Source organism: Allobosea sp. GW821-FHT09G06 (assembly GCF_059416005.1).
In genome coordinates this window covers 439,314-458,844 of sequence record NZ_JBWKOI010000002.1, presented here as the reverse complement: position 1 = coordinate 458,844, position 19,531 = coordinate 439,314, and the positions used below count along the sequence as shown (strand labels likewise).

The following is a 19,531-nucleotide window of genomic DNA, read 5'->3' as shown; positions in this document are numbered from 1 at the left end:
ACGAGCGACCGGCCGCCTCTTCCTCAGAACAGGAAGTAGCGCTGCGCCATCGGCAGCGAGGTCGCGGGCTCGCAGGTGATCAGCTCGCCATCGACGCGGACCCGGTAGTTCTGGGGATCGACCTCGATCTTCGGCGTCAGCGAATTGTGGATCATGTCCTTCTTGCGGACGCCGCGCGTGCCCTTCACAGCCACGAGCTGCTTCTGCAATTGCAGCTTGTCGCCGATCTTGTCGTCGAATGCCGCCTGCGAGACGAAGGTCACGCCGGTCTTGCCCCGCGCCCGGCCGAGGACCGCATACATCGGCCGGTAATGCACCGGCTGCGGCGTCGAGATCGAGGCATTGGGATCGCCCATCGGGGCGGTCGCGATCATGCCGCCGAGCAGCACCAGCGACGGCTTGACGCCGAAGAAGGCCGATTTCCAGAGCACGAGATCCGCGCGCTTGCCGACCTCGATCGACCCGATCTCATGGGCAAAGCCATGGGTGATCGCCGGATTGATCGTGTATTTGGCGACATAGCGCTTGCAGCGGAAATTGTCGTTGCGCTCGCTGTCCTCCGGCAGGGGGCCGCGCTGCACCTTCATCTTGTGCGCGGTCTGCCAGCAGCGCAGCGTCGTCTCGCCGATGCGCCCCATCGCCTGCGAATCCGACGACATCATCGAGAAGGCGCCGAGATCGTGGAGGATGTCCTCCGCCGCGATCGTCTCCTTGCGGATGCGCGACTCGGCGAAGGCGACGTCCTCCGGAATCTGCGGGCTGAGGTGGTGGCACACCATCAGCATGTCGAGATGCTCGTCGATCGTGTTGATCGTGTAGGGCCGCGTCGGGTTCGTCGAGGACGGCAGGATGTTCTCCTGGCCGGCCGCGGTGATGATGTCCGGGGCGTGGCCGCCGCCCGCACCTTCGGTATGGAAGGAGTGGATGGCGCGGCCCTTCATCGCCGCGAAGGTGTCGGCCACGAAGCCGCTCTCGTTCAGCGTGTCGGAATGCAGCGCGACCTGGATATCCATCTCGTCGGCGACGGAGAGGCAGTTGTCGATCGCGGCGGGGGTCGTACCCCAGTCCTCATGCAGCTTGAGGCCGATGACGCCGGCCCGGACCTGCTCGCGCAGCGGCTCGGGCAGGCTCGCATTGCCCTTGCCGAGCAGGCCGACATTGATCGGCAGGTCCTCGACCGCCTCGAGCATGCGGTGGATGTACCAGGGGCCGGGCGTGACGGTGGTGGCGAGCGTGCCGACCGAGGGGCCGGTGCCGCCGCCGACCAGCGTGGTCGTGCCGCTGGTGAGCGCTTCCTCGGCCTGCTGCGGCGCGATGAAATGGATATGGGTGTCGATGCCGCCAGCGGTCAGGATCTTGCCTTCGCCGGCGATGACGTCGGTACCGGGGCCGATGACGATGTCGACGCCCGGCTGAATGTCGGGATTGCCGGCTTTGCCGATCGCGCTGATCCGCCCGTCCTTGACGCCGACATCGGCCTTCACGATGCCCCAGTGGTCGAGGATGACCACATTGGTGAAGACGAGGTCCGCGACCTCGGCAGCGTTGCGCTGGCCCTGGCCCATGCCGTCGCGGATAACCTTGCCGCCGCCGAAGCTGACCTCCTCGCCATAGACGGTGCGATCCTCCTCGATCTCGATCACCAGCTCGGTATCGGCGAGGCGGATGCGGTCGCCCTTGGTCGGCCCATAGAGGGACGCGTAGTTTTCACGGGTGATGCGCGCCATCTCAGCTCTCCAGCTTTCCCATGATCTTGGCATTGAAACCGTAGACGACCCGGTCGCCCGCGAGCGCGACAAGCCGGACGGTCCGCGACTGGCCGGGCTCGAAGCGCACCGCCGTGCCGGCGGGGATGTCGAGCCGGAAGCCGCGCGCCTTCTCGCGATCGAAATGCAGGGCCGTGTTGGTCTCGTAGAAGTGGTAATGCGAGCCGACCTGGATCGGCCGGTCGCCGGAATTGGCGACGTCGATCGTCTGGAGCTCGCGCCCGGCGTTGAGCTCGATCTCGCCGTCCTCGATGAAGAATTCACCCGGGATCATGTCAGCACCTCACGGGATCGGGCTGTGGACGGTGACGAGCTTCGTCCCGTCCGGGAAGGTGGCTTCGACCTGCACGTCGTGGATCATCTCCGGGACGCCTTCCATGACGTCGGCGCGCGTCAGCAGGGTCGCGCCATAGGACATCAGGTCCGCAACGGTGCGCCCGTCGCGCGCGCCCTCCAGGATCGCCGCCGAGATATAGGCGACGGCCTCTGGGTAGTTCAGCTTGACCCCCCGGGCTTTCCGCCTTTCCGCCAGCAGCGCGGCGGTAAAGAGCAGAAGCTTGTCTTTCTCACGCGGAAGCAGCTCCATCGCCTTCCCCCTCCTTCCCTATCGATCGTCTCAGGTAGCCCAGATGCGGGGCGTATCGGCCGGCTTGCCCTGCCCCAGCGTCCGAAGCACGTTCCATGCCCGCACGAACAACGCCTTGCCGTCTCCGACGCGCGGCCCGAGATAGCGGCAGACCACGACCTCATCGAGCTGGCTGACGGAAAAGACCGGGCTCTCGCCGATCGCGGCCCGCACCTGCTCGGCAGCATCCTCAGTGACCGCGCCGGCATAGATCATCGTGCCCCAGGTCGGCTGGCCGGCCAGCGAGTAGGCCGCTTCCATCAGGGGGGAGCCGCCCTGCAGCTCCAGGCGCTCGAACCAGATCGGCTTGTCGCCGCGCCGGATCTCGATGCGCTGGCTGAGCCGACCCATCTCGAAACGCTCCCCGGCCGCCGGACGGCCGAGGCACAGGAAATCCCAGCCGACATAGGTGGCATCGGGCGCGAGCGACACGCGGGTCTCCATGCGCGCGTCGCCGCCGTCGAAGACGATGGTTTCCTGCGGCAGGTATTCGCAGACCGCACCCGCCCCGACCTCGACATGGGTCGATTGCGTGCCGGCGCTGTATTCGCTGCGATAGAATTTCGTCGCGCCGGGGGTCGTCAGCAAGGCGCGGGCACCCGCATCGACATGGAAGCGCAGGTCGAGCCGGTCGCCCCCCGCGACCCCGCCCGGCGGGTGCAGCAGGTAGATATGGCAGGTTCCGTCCTTCTCCGGATGGAACGGGCGCTGGACGACGAGCGGGCCGAGATGACGTCGGCGAACGAGCCGGGTCTTACCGGCGCTCAGTGCAAACCACAGCTCCAGCTCGGCCAGCCAGGAGTTCTGCGGCGCCGCGTAATGGGCGCGCGCCAGAGCGGTCGACTGAACGGCCTCCGAAGGCGGAATGGGCACGATTGCGTTCATAGACCGCTCTTCAGTCAAGCCACTTCAAATCCACGCCAATCCAGCCCAGAATGAGGGCAAATTCCTAGCATGCACCAGAGAGGCCAGCAAACAGAAAGCCATATAAAGGAAGCGGAAAAGCCATTCCTGTACCGTGCGTCCCAGGCACCATGCAATTTATCTCAAATTAAAACACAGACACTTCGTTCGACTTCAGGAACAACGACGGCGCGTATACTGGAACGACGAGACCAATTGCACGAACGCCTGAACTTACTTCATTGTGAGAGCTTGACACGGCGTGCCCTCCGGGCTCACCGCGGATCGACGAACCGGCCTTGCCCGAAACGGAGTGAAGCATGTTGAAAGCGATAGCCGTCAGGCGGGCAACCGACGCCTCCCCATCTTCCGAGCCCGTCCTCGGCCGCGCCGTCCTCCAGCATGACGAGCGCCACCTGCGCCGGCGCATGATCGAAACGAATGACGGCCGGAAGGTCCTGGTCGATCTCCCTGAGACGGTCGTGCTGGCGGCCGGCGACGCGCTCGCGATCGAGGGCGGCGGCACCATCGAGATCGCGGCCGCCGAGGAGCCGCTCTACGCCATCCGCGGGCGGGACCCGCTCCATCTCACCGAGCTCGCCTGGCATATCGGCAACCGCCACCTCGCCGCGGCCATCGCGGCGGATCGCATCCTGATCCTGCGCGACCATGTCATCAAGGTCATGCTCCATGGACTGGATGCCGAGGTCGAGGAGATCGTGGCCGCCTTCAACCCGGTGCGCGGCGCCTATTCCGGCCATGGCCACAGCCATGCGCACGAGGATGCCGGCCACCACCACGGCCATGATCATCACCACGATCACGACCATGATCATGGCCACGACCATCATCACGATCACGGTCATCACACGCATTCCCACGCCCATGGGAAGCACCACCATCATCATGACTGACCCCGGCGCTGCGGCGTCCTGCGCCGCCGGCGGCCTCAACCTTGCAAGGGCTTTGCGCTCATGATCTCGAAGAACGGCCCTCTCCGCGTCGGCATCGGCGGCCCCGTCGGCTCCGGCAAGACGACGCTCACGGAGAAACTCTGCAAAGCGATGCGCGACGACTACTCCATCGCCGTCATCACCAACGACATCTACACCAAGGAAGACGCGATGATCCTCGTGCGCCTGCAGGCGCTGTCCGAGGACCGCATCGTCGGCGTCGAGACCGGCGGCTGCCCGCATACCGCGATCCGCGAGGACGCCTCGATCAACCTGCAGGCCATCGCCGAGATCAACCGCAAGATCCCCGATCTCGACATCGTCTTCATCGAGTCCGGCGGCGACAACCTGGCGGCGACCTTCTCGCCCGACCTCGCCGATCTCACGCTCTACGTCATCTCCGTCTGCCAGGGCGAGGAAATCCCCCGCAAGGGCGGCCCCGGCATCACCCGCTCGGACTTCCTCATCATCAACAAGAGCGACCTCGCGCCCTATGTGAACGTCGATATCGAGGTGATGCAGTCCGACGCGGCGCGCATGCGCGGAAAGCGCCCCTTCGGCTTCACCGATCTCTCGCGCGGCAAGGGCCTCGATGCCGTCGTCGACTTCATCGTCGAGCATGGCGGGCTGCAGGCCAGCCAGCGCAGCGAAGCGAGTCCGGCCGAGGCCTGACGCATGCAGGACAATCCAGCTGCCGATAGCGCCCAGGCCTCGATCCCGCTGCATCTGCTGCGCCTGGTGAGCCAGGGCCTGCCGGTGGGCGGCTTCTCCTATTCGCGCGGGCTCGAAGCCGCCGTCCATGCCGGCTGGGTCGCCAATGAGGCGGCGGCGCGCGACTGGATCCTCGGCACGCTGCGCGCCAATGTCGCGCAGCTCGACGGCGCCCTGTTCTGGCGCATGGCGACGGCGCTGGAAGCGGGCGACCGCGATCGCTTCCATGCCGTGAACGCCTGGCTCACGGCCGGGCGCGAAAGCCGCGAGTTCCAGCGCGAGGACAGACGGCAGGGCGAAGCGCTATTGCGGCTCCTCGCCGATCTCGACGTCCCCGCCGCACGCAAAGAACAGGGACAGGCCCTGACCTATGCCGCGGCCTTCGCGCTTGCCGGCCATCATTGGCGCATCGCGCCGGAAGCCGCGCTGAAGGGCTTCCTCTGGGTCTATGTCGAGGGGCAGGTGACCGCCGCGATCAAACTTGTCCCGCTCGGGCATACGGCGGGCCAGCGCCTGCTGATCGAGGCCGCCACGGCCATCGAGGAGGCCGCCGCCCGCGCCCGTTCGCTGGGCGATGACGAGGTCGGCAACCTCGCGCCTGCGCTGGCCATGGCGAGTGCCTGGCACGAGACGCAATATAGCCGCCTGTTCCAGTCGTGAGCTACGCCCAGCCTCGCAATTCCCGCCGAGCCGACCTATCCTGCGACGGACAGGACGCGCCGGGAGCAGGAACCAGGGTGGAACGGGTCACGATCACCATCGATGCCGAGCTTCTGGCATTCGTCGACGTGCTGAGCACGGCGAAAGGCTATGGCAGCCGCTCGGAAGCGATCCGGGACATCCTGCGCAAGGCTGCCCGCACCGAACAGCAGGCCGACCCGGCTGCGCCCTGCTTCGCGACACTGGCCTATGTCTACGACCACGAGACGCGCGATCTCGCGCGCCGGCTGACCAATCAGCAGCACGACCACCACGATCTCTCGATCGCGACGCTGCATGTCCATCTCGACCGGCACGAATGCCTGGAGGTTGCGGTGCTGCGCGGCGCAAGCGGGGATGTGCGCGCCTTCGCGGACGGGGTCATCAGCCAGCGCGGCGTCCGCCACGGGCAGTTGCACCTCTTGCCGGGGGCACCCGAGCATTCCCATGAGCCGGGCCACGCGCATTCTCATCCGCATGAGCACTGAAGCGCGGTGACTTGTGCCGATTCCGGCGCAGCTCCGCATTTGCTATCCCGCCCTTACGGCAGTATGATGTTTTTATCAAAATATCATACTGCGAGTATCCATGGCACGGCTCCTCATCGCGTCGCTCGCTTTGGCCCTTGGCCTGACCACGCCGGGCCATGCCACTTCGCGGGAGCAGCAGCCTGCCCTGCGCGTCGCCGAGATCTGGGAGATCTCCACGCTGGATCCGACCCAGGACGGCACGCTGATGAAGGAAAAGGCCATGGTCACCGAGACGCTGGTGACCGGCCGCCCCGACTTCACCCTGGCGCCGGGGCTCGCCACCGCCTGGAAGCGCGACAGCGACACGGTCTGGACCTTCGCCCTGCGCCGCGGCGTCACGTTCCATGACGGCTCGCCGCTGACCGCGCAGGCCGCCGCCGCAAGCCTGACCCACGCGCTCCGGCGCAGCGGCACCGCCCGCAGCTACACCAAGATCGCCAGCCTTGCGCCGCGCGACGAGCAGACGCTGGAGATCACCACCACCGAGCCCTTCCCGGCGCTGCCAGCCGCGCTCGTCTATGCCAGCACGGCGATCGTCTCCCCGGCCTCGCCGAGGATGGCGGACGGCACGATCGAGCGGCCGATCGGGACGGGACCGTTCAAGGTCACCGCCTGGCAGCCGGCGGCGCAGAGCTTCACGGTCGAACGCTTCGACGGCTACTGGGGCGAGAAGCCCTCGATCCCCGCCATCACCTTCCGGGGCATCCCCGACCCGACGACGCGCTCGCTCGAACTGCAGAAAGGCAGCGTCGATTTCACCTCCGAAGTCCCCTATGGCGACCTCGACACGCTGGTCGACAAGGGCTTCACCGTCTCGCGCAACGTGACGGCGCGCAATTACGTGCTGAATTTCGGCAGCCTGAAGGATACGCCCTTCGCCGATATCCGCGTCCGCAAGGCCCTGTCGCTCGCCATCGACCGCGACGAGATCGCGCAATATGTGCTGTTCGGCATGGGCCGCGCCGGCATCGGCGCTTTCCCCGGCACCATGGCTTTCGCGGACATCTCGATCGCGCCGCCGAAGACCGATCTCGCCGCGGCCCGCAAGCTCCTGACCGAAGCCGGCTATGCGCCGGGCCCCGGCGGCGTCATGACCAAGGACGGCAAGCCGCTCGGCTTCACCCTCTATACCTATGCGCAGCGGCCGGGCCTCGTGCCGATCGCAGGCGCGCTCCAGGCCCAGCTGCGCAAGCTCGGCGTAACCGTCGAGATCAAGGTGACGACCTTCTCCGCCATCGCGAAGGAGATGAAGCCCGGCGACGCCCGGCTCGCAGCCCTGGCTTCGGCGATGTATCCGCATCCGGATTTCTACCTGCGCCAGACCTATCACTCGAGCGGTGCCACCAACACATGGGGCTATGCGAACCCGAAGATCGACGCGGCGCTCGCCGCCGCGATCACCACGCGCGACGAAGCCGAGCGCAAGGCGGCCTATGACCTCGTCCAGCGCATCGCCGCCGAGGAGGAGCCCTGCCTGACCATCGCCCATTACGGCGTCAACGTCGCGATGCGGCCGGGCATCGCAAACTACACCTTCAATCCGATCGCCCATGACTACATGCTCGATCCGCAGATGACGCTCGCGCGCTGAGCCGCGGCGGTGGGGGCTTACGTCCTGCAAAGGCTCGCGCTCGCCATCGCGACGGTGCTCGCCGCGACCTTCCTGACCTATGTGCTCCTGCGGCTCGTTCCCGGCGAGCCGGCGCAAGTGATCCTGACCCGCGTCTTCCTGCAGGACCAAACGGCGACCGTCTCGCAGCAGGATGTCGCGGCCATCGCCGACCGTTTCGGGCTGAATGCGCCCTTGATCGTGCAATATGGCCGCTGGCTTGCCGGCGCGCTGACGGGCGATCTCGGCACTTCGATCCGGACCGGGCGGCCGGTCGCGCTCGAACTCGGCTGGCGGCTCTCGGCGACCGGGCTCATCGCCTTGCTGGCGACGCTTGCCTCGCTCGCCCTGACCTTCGCCACGGTCACGCTCAAGCGCTCGTTTCCGACGCCCGCAGCCGCGTGCGGCTTCGAACTCCTCGCCGTCGGCTCGATCGCGCTGCCCTCGTTCTTTCTCGGCGTCGTCCTGATCATCCTGTTCTCGCTCCGGCTCGACTGGCTGCCGGTCAGCGGCTTCGACAGCTGGGCGCATGTCGTGCTGCCGGTCGCCGTGCTCGCGCTCGGGCAGTTCGGCTTCAACGCCATCCTGCTCGACGACACGCTGAGCGAGGCGCTCGGTGCGCAACACATCACGACGGCGCGCGCCAAGGGGCTCGGCGACCGCGACATCCTCTTCACCCACGCCCTGCCGAACGCGCTGATCCCGCTGATCCCCTATCTCGCGCTTCAGTTCGCCTTCCTCGTCGGCGGCGTCGTCATCGTGGAGCGGCTGTTCTCGATCCCCGGGCTGGGCGCCTATCTCACCGACGCGCTCGACAGCCATGACGGCCCGGCCTTTCTCGGCGCGATCGGCGTGATCGCGCTGGCGGTGGCCGTCGCCAATCTCGCAGCCGATCTCATCCTTACCCGCGTCGATCCGCGCATCCGCCTGAAACGGACCGCGCCATGACGGCTCTTCGCCGGAGCGACTGGCTCCTTCTCGCAATCGCGGCGCTGTTCGCCCTCTCCATCGCATACGGGCTGATGTTCGACCCGGTCGAGACCTCGCTGCGCAACAGCCTGCGCGCGCCCGGAGCCGATTTCCTCCTTGGCACCGACCATCTCGGGCGCGATGTGCTGGCCCGGATCGCTCATGGCTTCCTGCTCGATTTCGGCCTGTCGCTGACGATCGTCGCCCTGTCCTTCGCCATCGGCGTCAGCATCGGCATGCTCGCCGCCGAGTTCGCCGGACCGGCCGACCGGGCGCTGACTTTCGTCATGGACGTGCTGACCTCCCTGCCCCAGATCGTCATCGCGCTCATCCTCGCGGCCCATCTCGGCGGCGGCTCGCTGTCGCTGATCCTCGCCCTGTCGCTGACCGGATGGGTCAAATATGCGCGCATTGCCCGCGCCACCGCCTTCTCGCTGCGGGAGCGCGAGTTCGTGACCGCCGCGCGCGTGGCTGGCGGCGGCCGACTCTATGTCCTGCGGCGCCATGTGCTGCCGCATCTGCTGCCGATCTTCTCCGGGCTGATCGCCCTCCAGTTCGGCCACAACATCCTGAACATCGCCGCGCTGGGCTTCCTCGGCATCGGGGTCCAGCCGCCTGCCCCCGAATGGGGCGCGATGATCGCGGAGGCCCGGCCCTATTTCTCGCGGGCGCCCTGGCTCGCCATTATGCCGGGCATCTACCTGTTCGCAATCACGCTATTCGCGCTGATGATCGCCCGCAGCCGCTGGATTCGGGAGATGCCTACGGCCTACAATCAGGGCTCGCCCGCCACCGAAACCCGATCATGAGCCAAGCCGAAACCGTCGTCATTCTTCACGGCCTGGCGCGCAGCAAGGCATCGCTCCTGCTGATCGAGAAGACCCTCGCGACCCTCGGCTACGACGTCGTCAACGAGACCTACGGCTCGACGACATGCGCGGTCGAGGACCTGCTCGACCATGTCGGGAACGCGGTCGGCGGCTGCGGCGACGCGCCCGTCCATTTCGTCACGCATTCGATGGGCGGCATCCTGTTGCGAGCCTGGCTCAAGCGGCATCGGCCGGCCAATCTCGGGCGCGTGGTGATGCTGGCGCCGCCCAATCACGGCTCCGAGCTGGTCGATGGTCTCGGCCGGCTGCCGGGCTTCGCATTGATCAACGGACCCGCCGGCCTTCAGCTCGGCACCGCGCCGGACAGCCTGCCCAATTCCCTGCCGGACGCCGATTACGAAGTCGGGATCATCGCGGGAAGCCTCTCGCTCAACCCGATCCTGTCGCCGTTCTTCACCGGGCCGAATGACGGCAAGGTCTCGGTCGAGAGCACGAAGCTGGAGGGCATGGCCGACCATATCACCCTGCCCGTGACGCACACCTTCATGATGAACAACCCGCTCGTCGTCGCGCAGGTCGTGACCTTCATCCGGACCGGGCGCTTCAACCACGGCCTGACGCTATCCGAGCTTACCCGGGATGTGGCGACCTATCTTCAGGAGCGGGTCGCTCGCTCCTGAAGACGCCTCATCCTCAGCCCCCGCGATTGTCGTAAGCGCCCTCTTCGCCATCGCGATCATCGCTGCCGCGCTGGGCGTGATCCCAGAGATGACGCTTCAACGCGGCCTGCGCCTCCGGCGACCAGCTCCCCGCCCCGGCCACCGCGACCCAGGCTTCGACATAGTGCTGCGGAGCGTAGACATGCCCGTAGCCCATCGGCGTCCTCGTCGCGAAGGCCATGTCGACGAGAAGCTGCAGGCCGGTCACGACGGGATACCAGCGGAACTGGGGCGAGACGTCGGGGCCGCGCGTCGGCTCGAGCCAGGCAGGCTTTCGGAAGAAGCTACGGCGATCGAAGAAGGTCACCGCGTCGCTGGCATATTGGAGATAGACGATCCGCATCACGCCCCAGGGCGTCGCAGGCGGAACCGTCGGCCCGTTCTGGTTCATGAAGCGGACGGCGCGGCCCTCCCGGTATTCCGGCAGCCAGGCCGGCGAACCCTCATTGCGCCGGTCGGTGATGTCGCGCCAGAAGCGGTTGCCGAAGGGCGGGCCGCTCCAGACGGCGCCATCGATCGGATCGCCGATCAATTCGAGCAGTTCGATCGATCGCTCCGAGTTCATCGAACCCAGGCTCAAGCCGTGCAGGTAGAGCCGCGGCCGGCGTTCCTTGGGCAGGCGCGTCCAGTGGCCATAGACCTCGCTGAACAGCGCTCGCGCCGCCTCGGAACCGTATTCCGGCTGAGCCAGCAGCGAGAGTGGGCTCGACAGATAGGAATATTGCAGCGCGACACTGGCGACATCGCCGTCGCCGAGATGCTCGATCGGGCTGATCGCCGAGGGATCGACCCAGCCGGTGCCGGTCGGCGTGATCACCACCAGAATCTTCCGGTCGAAGGCGCCCGAGCGCTTCAATTCCTCCAGCGCCAGCCGCGCGCGCGCCTCCGCCGTCCCGGCCGCGCGCAACCCGACATAGGTGCGGATCGGCTGCATCGCCGGCCGGCCCGACAGGGCGGTGATATCGGCCGCGCTCGGGCGCGAGGCCACAAACTCGCGGCCCGCCCGCCCCAGCTCCCGCCATTTCACCAGCGAGGCCTGACTGCCGGATTGAAGCGGGTCCGTCGGCTGCGGACTGGCCGGCTCGATCAGGGCGTCGCGTTCGCGGAAGGAGGAATCCAGCACGCGGAAGCCGACGCGCACCAGGAAGCCGTTGGCGAGCGACCAGACCAGAACCGTCGTGATCGCGAGGCCGGCCACGAGCGCGACCCGCCGCGGCATGAAGCCCAGCGGCCGGCGCGCCAGGAAGAGGGCCATCAGCCTGAACAGACGCGCCAGGGTCAGCAGCACTGCGAAGGTGACGAGCGCGATCAGGCTGACCTTGAACGGATGGGCGCTCTCGATCGGCTCCATCGACATCACGCGGCGGATGGAATTCTGCCATTCCGCCGCATTCGCGAGGAAGATGCCGGCGACCAGCAGGCAGATGCCGGCGACGACGATGTTGACGATGCGGCGCAGCCGCTCATTGGGCGCCGGCATCTCCAGATAGGTCCAGAGCCAGCGCCAGGCCGTGCCGAAGCCGTAACCCGCGGCAAAACAGACACCGCCGAGCACGCCCTGGATCACGGCCGTGCGCGGCACGAGCGTGGGGGTGAGCGAAGCTGCGAACAGGAAAGTGCCCAGCGCCAGGCCGATGCCGGACAGGCCACGGCTCCAGCGCAGCGGAAGCAGGAGGGCTCTCGTGCCGAAGCTCATCATCGCACCTGCTGTCCGTCACGGCGGACGATCGGGCTGCGATATCCATCGATCGCGGGCTGGGTCCGACAGCTTCGGCGGTTGAAGCGGGTTCGGGCGAGTGCCCGGCAAGCGCGAGGCGACATTCAGAAGCTCCAGACCATCGGAACGTAGAAAACGGATATGACGAAGAACCAGAGCATCAGCGGCAGCCCGAGCTTCCAGTAGCTGTTGAAGCTGTATCCACCCGGACCCATCACCATCATGTTGGTCGCGGTCGCGATCGGCGTCAGGAACGCGGCCGCGCCCGCGACGCAAAGGCTCATCAGCACGGGGCGAGGCGAAACGCCCAGTCCCTCGGCGGCAGCCATGGCGATCGGGATGACCAGCATCGTCGTCGCGGTGTTGCTCATCACCTGTCCGAGGGCAGCAGTGAGAACGAAGAGGCCGGCGAGGAAGACGAGCGGTCCCGCCTCACCCGTCAGCGTCACGAGATGGCCGGCCACGACCTTGGCCGCGCCGGACTGCACCATCGCGGTCGAGAGCGGCATCATCGCCGCGATCAGGATCACCGTCGTCCAGTTGATCGCGCGATAGGCCTGCTCCGGCGTCATGATGCGGGCGAGGATGAGCGCACCGGCGCTGAGCAGCCCCGCGACGGCCGGCGGCACGATGCCCGTCGCCAGCATCGCGACGAGGCAGCCCAGCACGGCAAGCGTGACGCCCGCGCCCGCCCCCATCGGAACGGCCTGGCGCCTGACCAGATCCGGCGAATTGACGACGAGCACGTCGGGATCGTCGAGATGCAGATCGAGTGCCTCCCAACTGCCTTCGAGCAGCAGGGTGTCGCCCGCGCGCAGGGTCTCTCCCGGCTCGATATCGGCGCCGGCCCGCTGCACGGCCAAGACGACGAGATCGCCGCTATCGGTCACCATGCCCGGAAACAGGGCGCGGCCGATCAGCGCCGAGCGCGGCGGAATCACGACCTCGGCGAGGCCCGAGCGCTTGCTCAGGAGCCCGCCCTGTTCGCCCTCTCCGCGCAAGGCGAGGTGCTTTTCCGCCGCGAAGCGGGCAACGGCCTCGGCATCGCCGCGCACCAGCAGATAATCGCCCTCGGTGATCGCGGGCGCGCGCAGTGGCGTCCCGGTTTCCCCGGCCTGCACCACGACGAGGCTGAGCCGCCCGTCCATCCCGAGATCCACGGCAGCGGGCGCGACGCCGATATAGCTGCAGCTCGGGCGCACGCGCAGCCTGAAGATGCCGTCACGCAAGCCGTAGTGCTCGACCAGGGTCTGGGCGTGCTGGCTGAAATCGGCCGGCAGCCGCGCGCTGCTCTGCTCCGGCAGGAGCCGCTTGCCCAGCAGCAGTATCAGCAGGATCGTGCCCACCAGCAGCGGCAGGCCGACAAGGGCGAACTCCGCGAAGGCGAAGCCCTTCAGGCCGGCATCCTCCAGCGCCTCGGAGACCAGGATGTTCTTCGGCGCGCCGGTCAGCAGCAGGTTGGAGCCGGCATGGGAGGCGAAGGCGAGCGGCATCAGGAGCTGCGAGGGCGACTGGCGCAGCCGCACAGCCGCCATCACCGCGACCGGCATCAAGGCCGCGATCGCGCCGCTGCCGGTGATGAGCGCACTGAGCGCGCCGGCCGCCGCCGTCATGATGACGAGCAGGCGCGTCAGCCCGTTGCTGCCGGCCCTGGCGATCAGGTACTGGCCGGCCCAGGCGGTGATGCCGGTCCGTTCCAACGCAGCGCTGACGATGAAGAGGCTGGCGACGAAGAGCGTCGCGCGATCGCCGAAGCCGGCGAAGGCCTGGTCGAGGGTGACCACGCCGGTCGCCCAGAGCGCGAGCGCCGCTCCCATCGCGACCACGACCACCGGCAGCCTGTTCCAGCAGAACAGGGCAATCGTGATGACGATGACGAGGGCGGTACTTGCGATCGGCGTCATGGCAGGGCCTCCGGCTTCGTCAGGCCCGGAGCATCAAAGCCCCGCCGAGCAGAATAGCAAGGGCGATCAACCCGAGCCCTGCTGCCGGCCAGCGCCTGAGATGGACGTCGATCTCCCCGATCCGGTTCGAGAGGCCGCGCATGAGCGGCTGCCCCGCCTGCGCCAGAACGACGATATCCCCTTCCGGAATCAGGCCGAGGCGTTGGGGCCAGCGCCGGACCAGCAGCATCGCTCCCGCACCAAGCAGCATGGGCCAGGTCACCTTCCAGAGCGCGTCGGGTGCGACCAACGAGGCCACGGTCTCCCCGGCGACAGCTGGATAGAGCGACCAGGGAATGACGAGCGAAGCGGCCGCAACGACCAGCCAGGGCACGAATTGCCCGAGCGGCGGCGAGGCTGCGGCATCCTCGGCCGCATAATCGCGCAGGAGCAACAGGAGATGGACCATCAGCATGGTGCTGCCGGCCCCGGCCAGCGTCATCGCGCCCGCGAGCCAGCCATAGCCAAGCAGCGGCTTGGTCGCGAGCTTGGCCAGCGCGCCGCTGGTCAGGGGCATGCCGCCGAGGCTGAGCGCAAGCACGGCCATCAGCAGGAACACCAGCCGGAAGCGGCGCCCGCCGGCCACGGCAAGGATGCCGACGCCGAGGAAGAGCGCTCCCTTCACCAGCGTGTGGTGGACGGCATAATAGGCCGTCAGATGCGTGGCTTCGGGATCGGCATTGGCGAGGCCGACGCCGAGAAGCACCGCCAGCAAACCCATCTGGCTCACCGTCGAATAGGCCAGGACCGTCTTGGCGCGCTTCTGGGTGACGCCGACGAGCACGCCGTAATAGGCCGTGATGACACCGGCACCGATCAGGACGGCGCCCCAGAGCGGCGCTCCGGCCTCGAAGGGCAGGAAGCGGATCAGCCCGATCACGCCGGCCTTGACCACGACGCCGCTGAGCACCGCCGAAGCCGGCGTCGGCGCGGCCGGATGCGCCAGCGGCAGCCAGACATGCAGCGGCACCAGCCCCATCTTCAGCGCGAAGCCGAGGATGAACAGCGCGACGATGCCGTCGCGCATCGGTGAGGCGGAGAGTTCCGCGACGACGCTGCGGATCGGCGGATTGGCATCGGGATGGCCCGCCGCGAGCATGACGAGCGCGATCAACAGGAGCGCCTCGGCCGCGAGCGCGAGCGCGACATAGATCACGCCGGCACGATAGGCCGGCGGGCTCTGCTCGTGGATGATCAACCCGTAGGCGGCGAGGCTCGCCAGCGTGAAGAGCAGATAGAAATTGACGACGTCGCCGACGACGAAGAGGCCGAGGCTGCCCGTCAATGTCAGGAGCCACCACACAGTGAAGCGTTGCCTGCCGGCATCGCGGGCCATGAGCGAGGCGGCATAGGCGCCGGCCGCGCTCCACAGCAATGCCGCGCCCGCGAGCAGGATCGCGCCGGGCTCGTCGAGCACCAGCGTCAGCCGGAAGGGCGGCGGGAAGATCGCGAAGCCGCCCTTCGGCACGAGGATCGCGGCCGCAAGCGCCGGCAGGGGAGCGAGGACCAGCGCGGACAGGGCGCGCGCCCGGAACCAGGGCGACAGGCAGCAGAGAGCCAACCCGAGCGGCACCAGCGGTACGGCGGCTAGGAGGAAGGTGGGAGCGCTCATCACAGCCCCGCCATCGCAAGGCCGCTGCGGCCGATCTGCAGGAAGCCGAAGGGGCGCAATGGCACGAAGCCGAGCAGCACGGCCGCGACCGCCAGAGCAAGCGCCGTCAACTCGAGCCGCCGCGGCACGGCTTGGCGCGACGGAAGCGGCCCTGCCGCAACCGCGAGCGCCTTGTCGATCACGCGGAAGACATAGCCGCCGGCAAGCAGCCCGCCGAGCAGGATCGTCACCGCGAGCCAAGGATAGCCCTCGATCACGGCCGCGGTCAGGAGCAGGCATTTCGCGACGAAGCCGCCGCTCGGCGGAACGCCCATCAGCGACAGCCCGGCCAGTCCAAAGGCGACCGCGCTGATCGGCAGCACCCGGCCGAAGCCACCGAGATCGGCGATGCGGTCATGACCATAGGTCTTGATGACGATGCCGGCCGCCAGGAACATCGCGGATTTGGCGAGCGCATGCGAGATCAATTGAAGCGCGCCGCCGGTCCAGGCGAGCGTCTCCCAGGGCGGCGTGCCGGCGCCGCCGGCCGCGAGCGGGAAGACGATGAAGAGATAGCCGATCTGCGCGACCGTCGAATAGGCGATCATCAGCTTCAGCCGGGCCTGCCGGAGCGCCATGACGCTGCAGAACAGGATCGAGGCCGCGCCGAGCACGGCGAGCAATTGACCGGCGAGCAACGCCACCTGTCCCGGTGCGACGTCGAGCACCAGCCGCAGGATCAGGAAGATCGGCGCCTTGATCACCAGCGCCGAGAGCACCGCGCTGGCCTGCGCCGGCGCGCCGGCATGGGCGGGCGGGAGCCAGAGATGCAGAGGGAAGAGCGCAGCCTTGGCCAATAGCCCGACGATCATCAGCGCCAGCGCGACCGACAAGGCGGGGTCGGACCGGCTCAGGCGCGACAGCGCCAGCAGGTCGAGCGTGCCGTACTGGCCGTAGATCAGCCCGACGCCAAGCAGGTAGAGCAGCGAGCCGAGAAGCGCGAACAGCAGGTAGCGCAGCGCCGCGTTGACGGTCTCGGTCCGGCCGTCGAGGCAGACCAGCGGCACTGCGGCGAAGGTCAGGAGCTCCAGCGCGACATAGAGATTGAAGAGGTCCTCGCCGACGAAGACGATGTTCAGCGCGCTCCAGAGCGCGAGCAGCATCAGCCAGAAGGTCGTCCGCTCCCGTTCGTTGCCCGTACCCTCGCGCAGCCCGTACTGGACATGTGCGAACAGCCCGACCGCGACCACGACCAGCGCCGTCATGACCAGCATCGCGCCCGAGAGCCCGTCAGCCCGCAAGGCGATCCCGAGCGGCGGGCGCCAAGCGCCGACGACATAGGTCAGGGCCGCGCCGCTCGACACCAACTCTACGGCGATCGCCATGGCGACGGCGAACCCGGTCGCGAGCGTTGCCAGCGCAATCCGCACCGTGCTGCGCGGGCCGCAGGCCAGGATTGCCAGCACGGCGCAGACCGGCAGGATCACGGCCAGGACGAGCAGGAAGCCGCCCGGCGTGGTGGCATGGAGGCCCGCGGTCACGCGTCGTCGCTCCGCGGCTCGGCGAGCCGCTTCAGCAGGGCGACCGCCAGCGCGCTCGCCGAGAAGGCGACGACGATACCGGTGATCACCAGCGCCTGCGGCACCGGATCGGCCTCGAATCCGGCACCGCCGCCGCGCCGCGCAACGGCTCCGAAGACGAGGAAGATGCCGGCGCCGAGAATGTTGCAGCCGACGATCCGCCTGAGCAGGCCGGGCGAGGTGGCGACAGCGAAGAGGCCGATGCCGACGAGCGCCGCGCCGCACAGGCCGAACAGGACACCGGGTTGCAGTAGCGCCGTCATCGCGCCGGCGCCTTCCGGGCGGGGCCGGCGACCAGCATGGCGAGCGCCGCCGCGACGGAGAGGGTCAGGGCTGCCTCGATCGCCAGGATCAGCGGCTTCGCCAGCGCCTTCGGATAGGCGAGGAAAGCATCGGCGAAGGCGAAGCCGAGAAAGGCGATCAACAGGAACAGGATCGGCCCGCCCGCAAGCGCGAGCCGCAGCGGCAGCCCCGCCGTCTCGGGCGGGGCGCGCAGGCCCGCCAGCATCACGAGGAGCCACATCGCCGCGAGCACGGTGCCGGCCTGGAAGGTGCCACCCGGCGCATCGGCGCCGACCCAGAACATGTAGACGCCGATCACCACGCCGAAAGGCGGCAGAACTCGCGCGAGATAGGCGAGCGGCTCCGGAACATTGGCGGGCTTGATTGCAGGCGCCCCGCCCCAGGCGGAATCGGGCGCCAGCGACCAGACGCCGATCAGGGCGAGCAGCACCACGACCTTCTCCAGAAGCGTGTCGAGCGCGCGATAGGCCAGCAGCACGGCCGTGACGGGATTGCCCAGCCCGGTCGCGGGAAGCGCCTCCGCCGCGGCCGGCGCGAGCGTCGGGGCCGGCGAGGCGAAGCTCAGCACGGCGAGGCCGAGCCCGGCGGAAATGGCGGCGCAGCCTGCGGCGATCGCGAGCTTGCCTTTGCGCGTCACCGCCTCCTCATGCTTGCCGCGGCCGCGGATAGCGGCCTCAGCCCGCAGCAGCAGGATTCCGGTCCCGCCGCCGCCGATAGCGATCTCGGTCAGGGCGACGTCGGGCGCCGCGAGCCGGACCCAGGCCAGCCCGAGCAGCAGCCCGAAGGCGAGGAAGGCGATGATCGCGCTGCGCTCGTCCGGCTCCCTGACGACATGGATCGCGAGCGCCAGCAGGCCGGCGACGAGCGCACCATCGAAGAGCAGCATCATCGATCGGCTCTGTCGCGATGGACGGCGCGCGCGAGCAACTGGCTCGCCGTCGCCGCCGAAAGCTGCGCCAGCAGCCAGATGCAGAGCAGCTTCAGGCCGCCCGCGATGCTCGCCATCTGCGGCAGCAGGCCGAGTACGATCAGCCCGAGTCCGAGATTGTCGGCCTTGCTGATCGCATGCAGCCGGCTCAGCGTATCGGGAAAGCGCAGCAGGCCGAGCGCGCCGGCGAGGAACAGCAGCGCGCCCGCGCTCACCAGAACGATGGTGGCGATATCGGCGAGGCCGCTCATGGCTTCTCCTCCGCCGGATCGGGCTCAGCGGCCGGCTCGACCATGCCGAGTGCGAAGGCCATGCAGGCGAACGCCGCGAACAGGGCGAGCAGCAGCGCGACATCGATCACGGCGGCAGAGCCGGAAGCGGCTCCCAGCAGCAGAAGCACCGCCGTGCCGCCGGTCCCGAGCAGTTGCAACGCCATCATGCGCTCGGCGAGGACGCGGGAGCGGAGCACGCGCAGCAGCGCAAGGAGCGTGATCGCCAGGATGAGGAATGCTGCCGCTGCGAGCATGTCAGCCATCGCGCCCCTCCGCCCGTAGGACACGGCAGAAAGCGATCTCGTCAGCGGCGACCTGCTCAGCGATGGGCTCGCGCAGGTCGAGGCAATGGATCAGCAGCATCCCGTCGGCCGCGACGGAAACGGGTAGCTTGCCGGGCTGCAGGCTCATCACGGCGCAGGCGGAATCGCGTGCCATGCCATCGGGAACGATCGAGCGGCAGGTCGCGAAACCCGGCCGCAGATCGGGATCACGCGCAAAGGCCCGCCGCGCCACATCGACGCCCGCGACAACGGATTGCGGCAGGAAACGGATCAGGAAACGGATCAGGCCGCGAAGAGAAAGCCCAGCGCCGACCGGCCACAGCACGGTACTGGCCCAAGCTCCGGCGGCGCTTGCGGCGATGCCGACCGGCAAATCCTTGAGCGCAGGCCCCATAAGGATCACCCAGAGCGCCAGCAGGCACAGCCCCCGGGCGAGGAGCGCCGAAAACCGCCTGTCATCGGCCACGGCCGCCCCATCCATCGCTTCCGCCCGCCTCCGGTCGATGCCTGCCAACGCCGCGATGCAGGGTAGCCATCGCCCGGACGGGCAGCATCAGCCGGGCGTCTCACCGCTGTGCGCCACGTCCCATTCTCCCCGG

Annotated in this window: 21 protein-coding genes; 8 read left to right on the top strand and 13 right to left on the bottom strand. The window is 68.2% G+C overall.

Annotated elements, in window-relative coordinates; genetic code table 11:
* Nucleotides 1-23 precede the first annotated feature (23 nt).
* Genes ureC through AC07NY_RS12250 form a run of 4 tightly spaced genes read right to left on the bottom strand, consistent with a single transcriptional unit; the run spans nt 24 to nt 3,276 of the window.
* Nucleotides 24-1,727 (bottom strand): urease subunit alpha, encoded by a 1,704-nt coding sequence (gene ureC / locus AC07NY_RS12265; RefSeq protein ID WP_494584073.1) that lies wholly within the window; start codon nt 1,725-1,727, stop codon nt 24-26.
* A gap of 1 nt (nt 1,728) precedes the next feature.
* Nucleotides 1,729-2,040, bottom strand: coding sequence for an urease subunit beta (locus AC07NY_RS12260; protein WP_492284584.1), 312 nt, complete (start codon nt 2,038-2,040; stop codon nt 1,729-1,731).
* Between the two features lie 9 nt (nt 2,041-2,049).
* On the bottom strand, nt 2,050-2,352 hold the full coding sequence (gene ureA / locus AC07NY_RS12255) for an urease subunit gamma (RefSeq protein WP_310094298.1): 303 nt from the start codon (nt 2,350-2,352) through the stop codon (nt 2,050-2,052).
* Nucleotides 2,353-2,382: 30 nt separating this feature from the next.
* Entirely contained in the window at nt 2,383-3,276 is an 894-nt protein-coding gene (locus tag AC07NY_RS12250; RefSeq protein WP_494584072.1) for an urease accessory protein UreD, read from the bottom strand.
* 338 nt (nt 3,277-3,614) lie between these two features.
* On the opposite strand from AC07NY_RS12250, the gene AC07NY_RS12245 reads away from it, so the two are divergent.
* The 8 genes from AC07NY_RS12245 to AC07NY_RS12210 all read left to right on the top strand — a co-directional run bounded on the left by AC07NY_RS12245 (nt 3,615) and on the right by AC07NY_RS12210 (nt 10,275).
* Nucleotides 3,615-4,208, top strand: a complete 594-nt coding sequence (locus AC07NY_RS12245; RefSeq protein ID WP_494584071.1) for an urease accessory protein UreE — start codon at nt 3,615-3,617, stop codon at nt 4,206-4,208.
* Nucleotides 4,209-4,268: 60 nt separating this feature from the next.
* The gene (gene ureG / locus AC07NY_RS12240; protein ID WP_494584070.1) at nt 4,269-4,919 is read left to right on the top strand and encodes an urease accessory protein UreG; all 651 of its coding nucleotides are present in this window, start codon (nt 4,269-4,271) and stop codon (nt 4,917-4,919) included.
* A gap of 3 nt (nt 4,920-4,922) precedes the next feature.
* Complete coding sequence (locus AC07NY_RS12235; protein WP_494584069.1) at nt 4,923-5,618, top strand: urease accessory protein UreF; 696 nt, start codon at nt 4,923-4,925, stop codon at nt 5,616-5,618.
* 77 nt (nt 5,619-5,695) lie between these two features.
* Complete coding sequence (nikR, locus tag AC07NY_RS12230; protein WP_494584068.1) at nt 5,696-6,145, top strand: nickel-responsive transcriptional regulator NikR; 450 nt, start codon at nt 5,696-5,698, stop codon at nt 6,143-6,145.
* Between the two features lie 100 nt (nt 6,146-6,245).
* Nucleotides 6,246-7,778 carry an ABC transporter substrate-binding protein gene (locus AC07NY_RS12225; protein WP_494584067.1) on the top strand — a complete coding sequence of 511 codons (1,533 nt, stop codon included), beginning with the start codon at nt 6,246-6,248 and terminating at the stop codon, nt 7,776-7,778.
* A gap of 9 nt (nt 7,779-7,787) precedes the next feature.
* On the top strand, nt 7,788-8,744 hold the full coding sequence (locus AC07NY_RS12220) for an ABC transporter permease (protein ID WP_494584066.1): 957 nt from the start codon (nt 7,788-7,790) through the stop codon (nt 8,742-8,744).
* Nucleotides 8,741-9,574: an ABC transporter permease gene (locus AC07NY_RS12215; RefSeq protein WP_494584065.1), complete on the top strand. Its 834-nt coding sequence runs from the start codon at nt 8,741-8,743 to the stop codon at nt 9,572-9,574. The genes AC07NY_RS12220 and AC07NY_RS12215 overlap by 4 nt, the downstream gene beginning before the upstream one ends.
* Nucleotides 9,571-10,275: an alpha/beta hydrolase gene (locus AC07NY_RS12210; protein WP_494584064.1), complete on the top strand. Its 705-nt coding sequence runs from the start codon at nt 9,571-9,573 to the stop codon at nt 10,273-10,275. Before AC07NY_RS12215 ends, AC07NY_RS12210 begins: the two co-directional genes overlap by 4 nt.
* Nucleotides 10,276-10,288: 13 nt before the next feature.
* Here the strand turns inward: AC07NY_RS12210 and AC07NY_RS12205 are convergent, their stop codons facing one another.
* The 9 genes from AC07NY_RS12205 to AC07NY_RS12165 form a co-directional block, all read right to left on the bottom strand.
* Nucleotides 10,289-12,010 (bottom strand): alpha/beta hydrolase, encoded by a 1,722-nt coding sequence (locus AC07NY_RS12205; RefSeq protein ID WP_125988456.1) that lies wholly within the window; start codon nt 12,008-12,010, stop codon nt 10,289-10,291.
* Nucleotides 12,011-12,135: 125 nt separating this feature from the next.
* Nucleotides 12,136-13,935: an SLC13 family permease gene (locus tag AC07NY_RS12200; protein WP_494584063.1), complete on the bottom strand. Its 1,800-nt coding sequence runs from the start codon at nt 13,933-13,935 to the stop codon at nt 12,136-12,138.
* A gap of 19 nt (nt 13,936-13,954) precedes the next feature.
* Entirely contained in the window at nt 13,955-15,586 is a 1,632-nt protein-coding gene (locus AC07NY_RS12195; RefSeq protein WP_494584062.1) for a complex I subunit 5 family protein, read from the bottom strand.
* On the bottom strand, nt 15,586-17,106 hold the full coding sequence (locus tag AC07NY_RS12190) for a complex I subunit 5 family protein (RefSeq protein WP_494584061.1): 1,521 nt from the start codon (nt 17,104-17,106) through the stop codon (nt 15,586-15,588). The genes AC07NY_RS12195 and AC07NY_RS12190 overlap by 1 nt, the downstream gene beginning before the upstream one ends.
* The gene (locus AC07NY_RS12185; RefSeq protein ID WP_494584060.1) at nt 17,103-17,408 is read right to left on the bottom strand and encodes an NADH-quinone oxidoreductase subunit K; all 306 of its coding nucleotides are present in this window, start codon (nt 17,406-17,408) and stop codon (nt 17,103-17,105) included. The genes AC07NY_RS12190 and AC07NY_RS12185 overlap by 4 nt, the downstream gene beginning before the upstream one ends.
* The gene (locus AC07NY_RS12180; RefSeq protein WP_494584059.1) at nt 17,405-18,337 is read right to left on the bottom strand and encodes a hydrogenase subunit MbhD domain-containing protein; all 933 of its coding nucleotides are present in this window, start codon (nt 18,335-18,337) and stop codon (nt 17,405-17,407) included. Before AC07NY_RS12180 ends, AC07NY_RS12185 begins: the two co-directional genes overlap by 4 nt.
* Nucleotides 18,334-18,627, bottom strand: a complete 294-nt coding sequence (locus AC07NY_RS12175; RefSeq protein ID WP_492284600.1) for a monovalent cation/H(+) antiporter subunit G — start codon at nt 18,625-18,627, stop codon at nt 18,334-18,336. The genes AC07NY_RS12180 and AC07NY_RS12175 overlap by 4 nt, the downstream gene beginning before the upstream one ends.
* A complete protein-coding gene (locus tag AC07NY_RS12170) occupies nt 18,624-18,911 on the bottom strand; it encodes a monovalent cation/H+ antiporter complex subunit F (RefSeq protein WP_494584058.1) in 288 nt (95 codons plus the stop codon). Before AC07NY_RS12170 ends, AC07NY_RS12175 begins: the two co-directional genes overlap by 4 nt.
* Complete coding sequence (locus tag AC07NY_RS12165) at nt 18,904-19,446, bottom strand: Na+/H+ antiporter subunit E (protein WP_494584057.1); 543 nt, start codon at nt 19,444-19,446, stop codon at nt 18,904-18,906. The genes AC07NY_RS12170 and AC07NY_RS12165 overlap by 8 nt, the downstream gene beginning before the upstream one ends.
* Between the last annotated feature and the right edge of the window lie 85 nt (nt 19,447-19,531).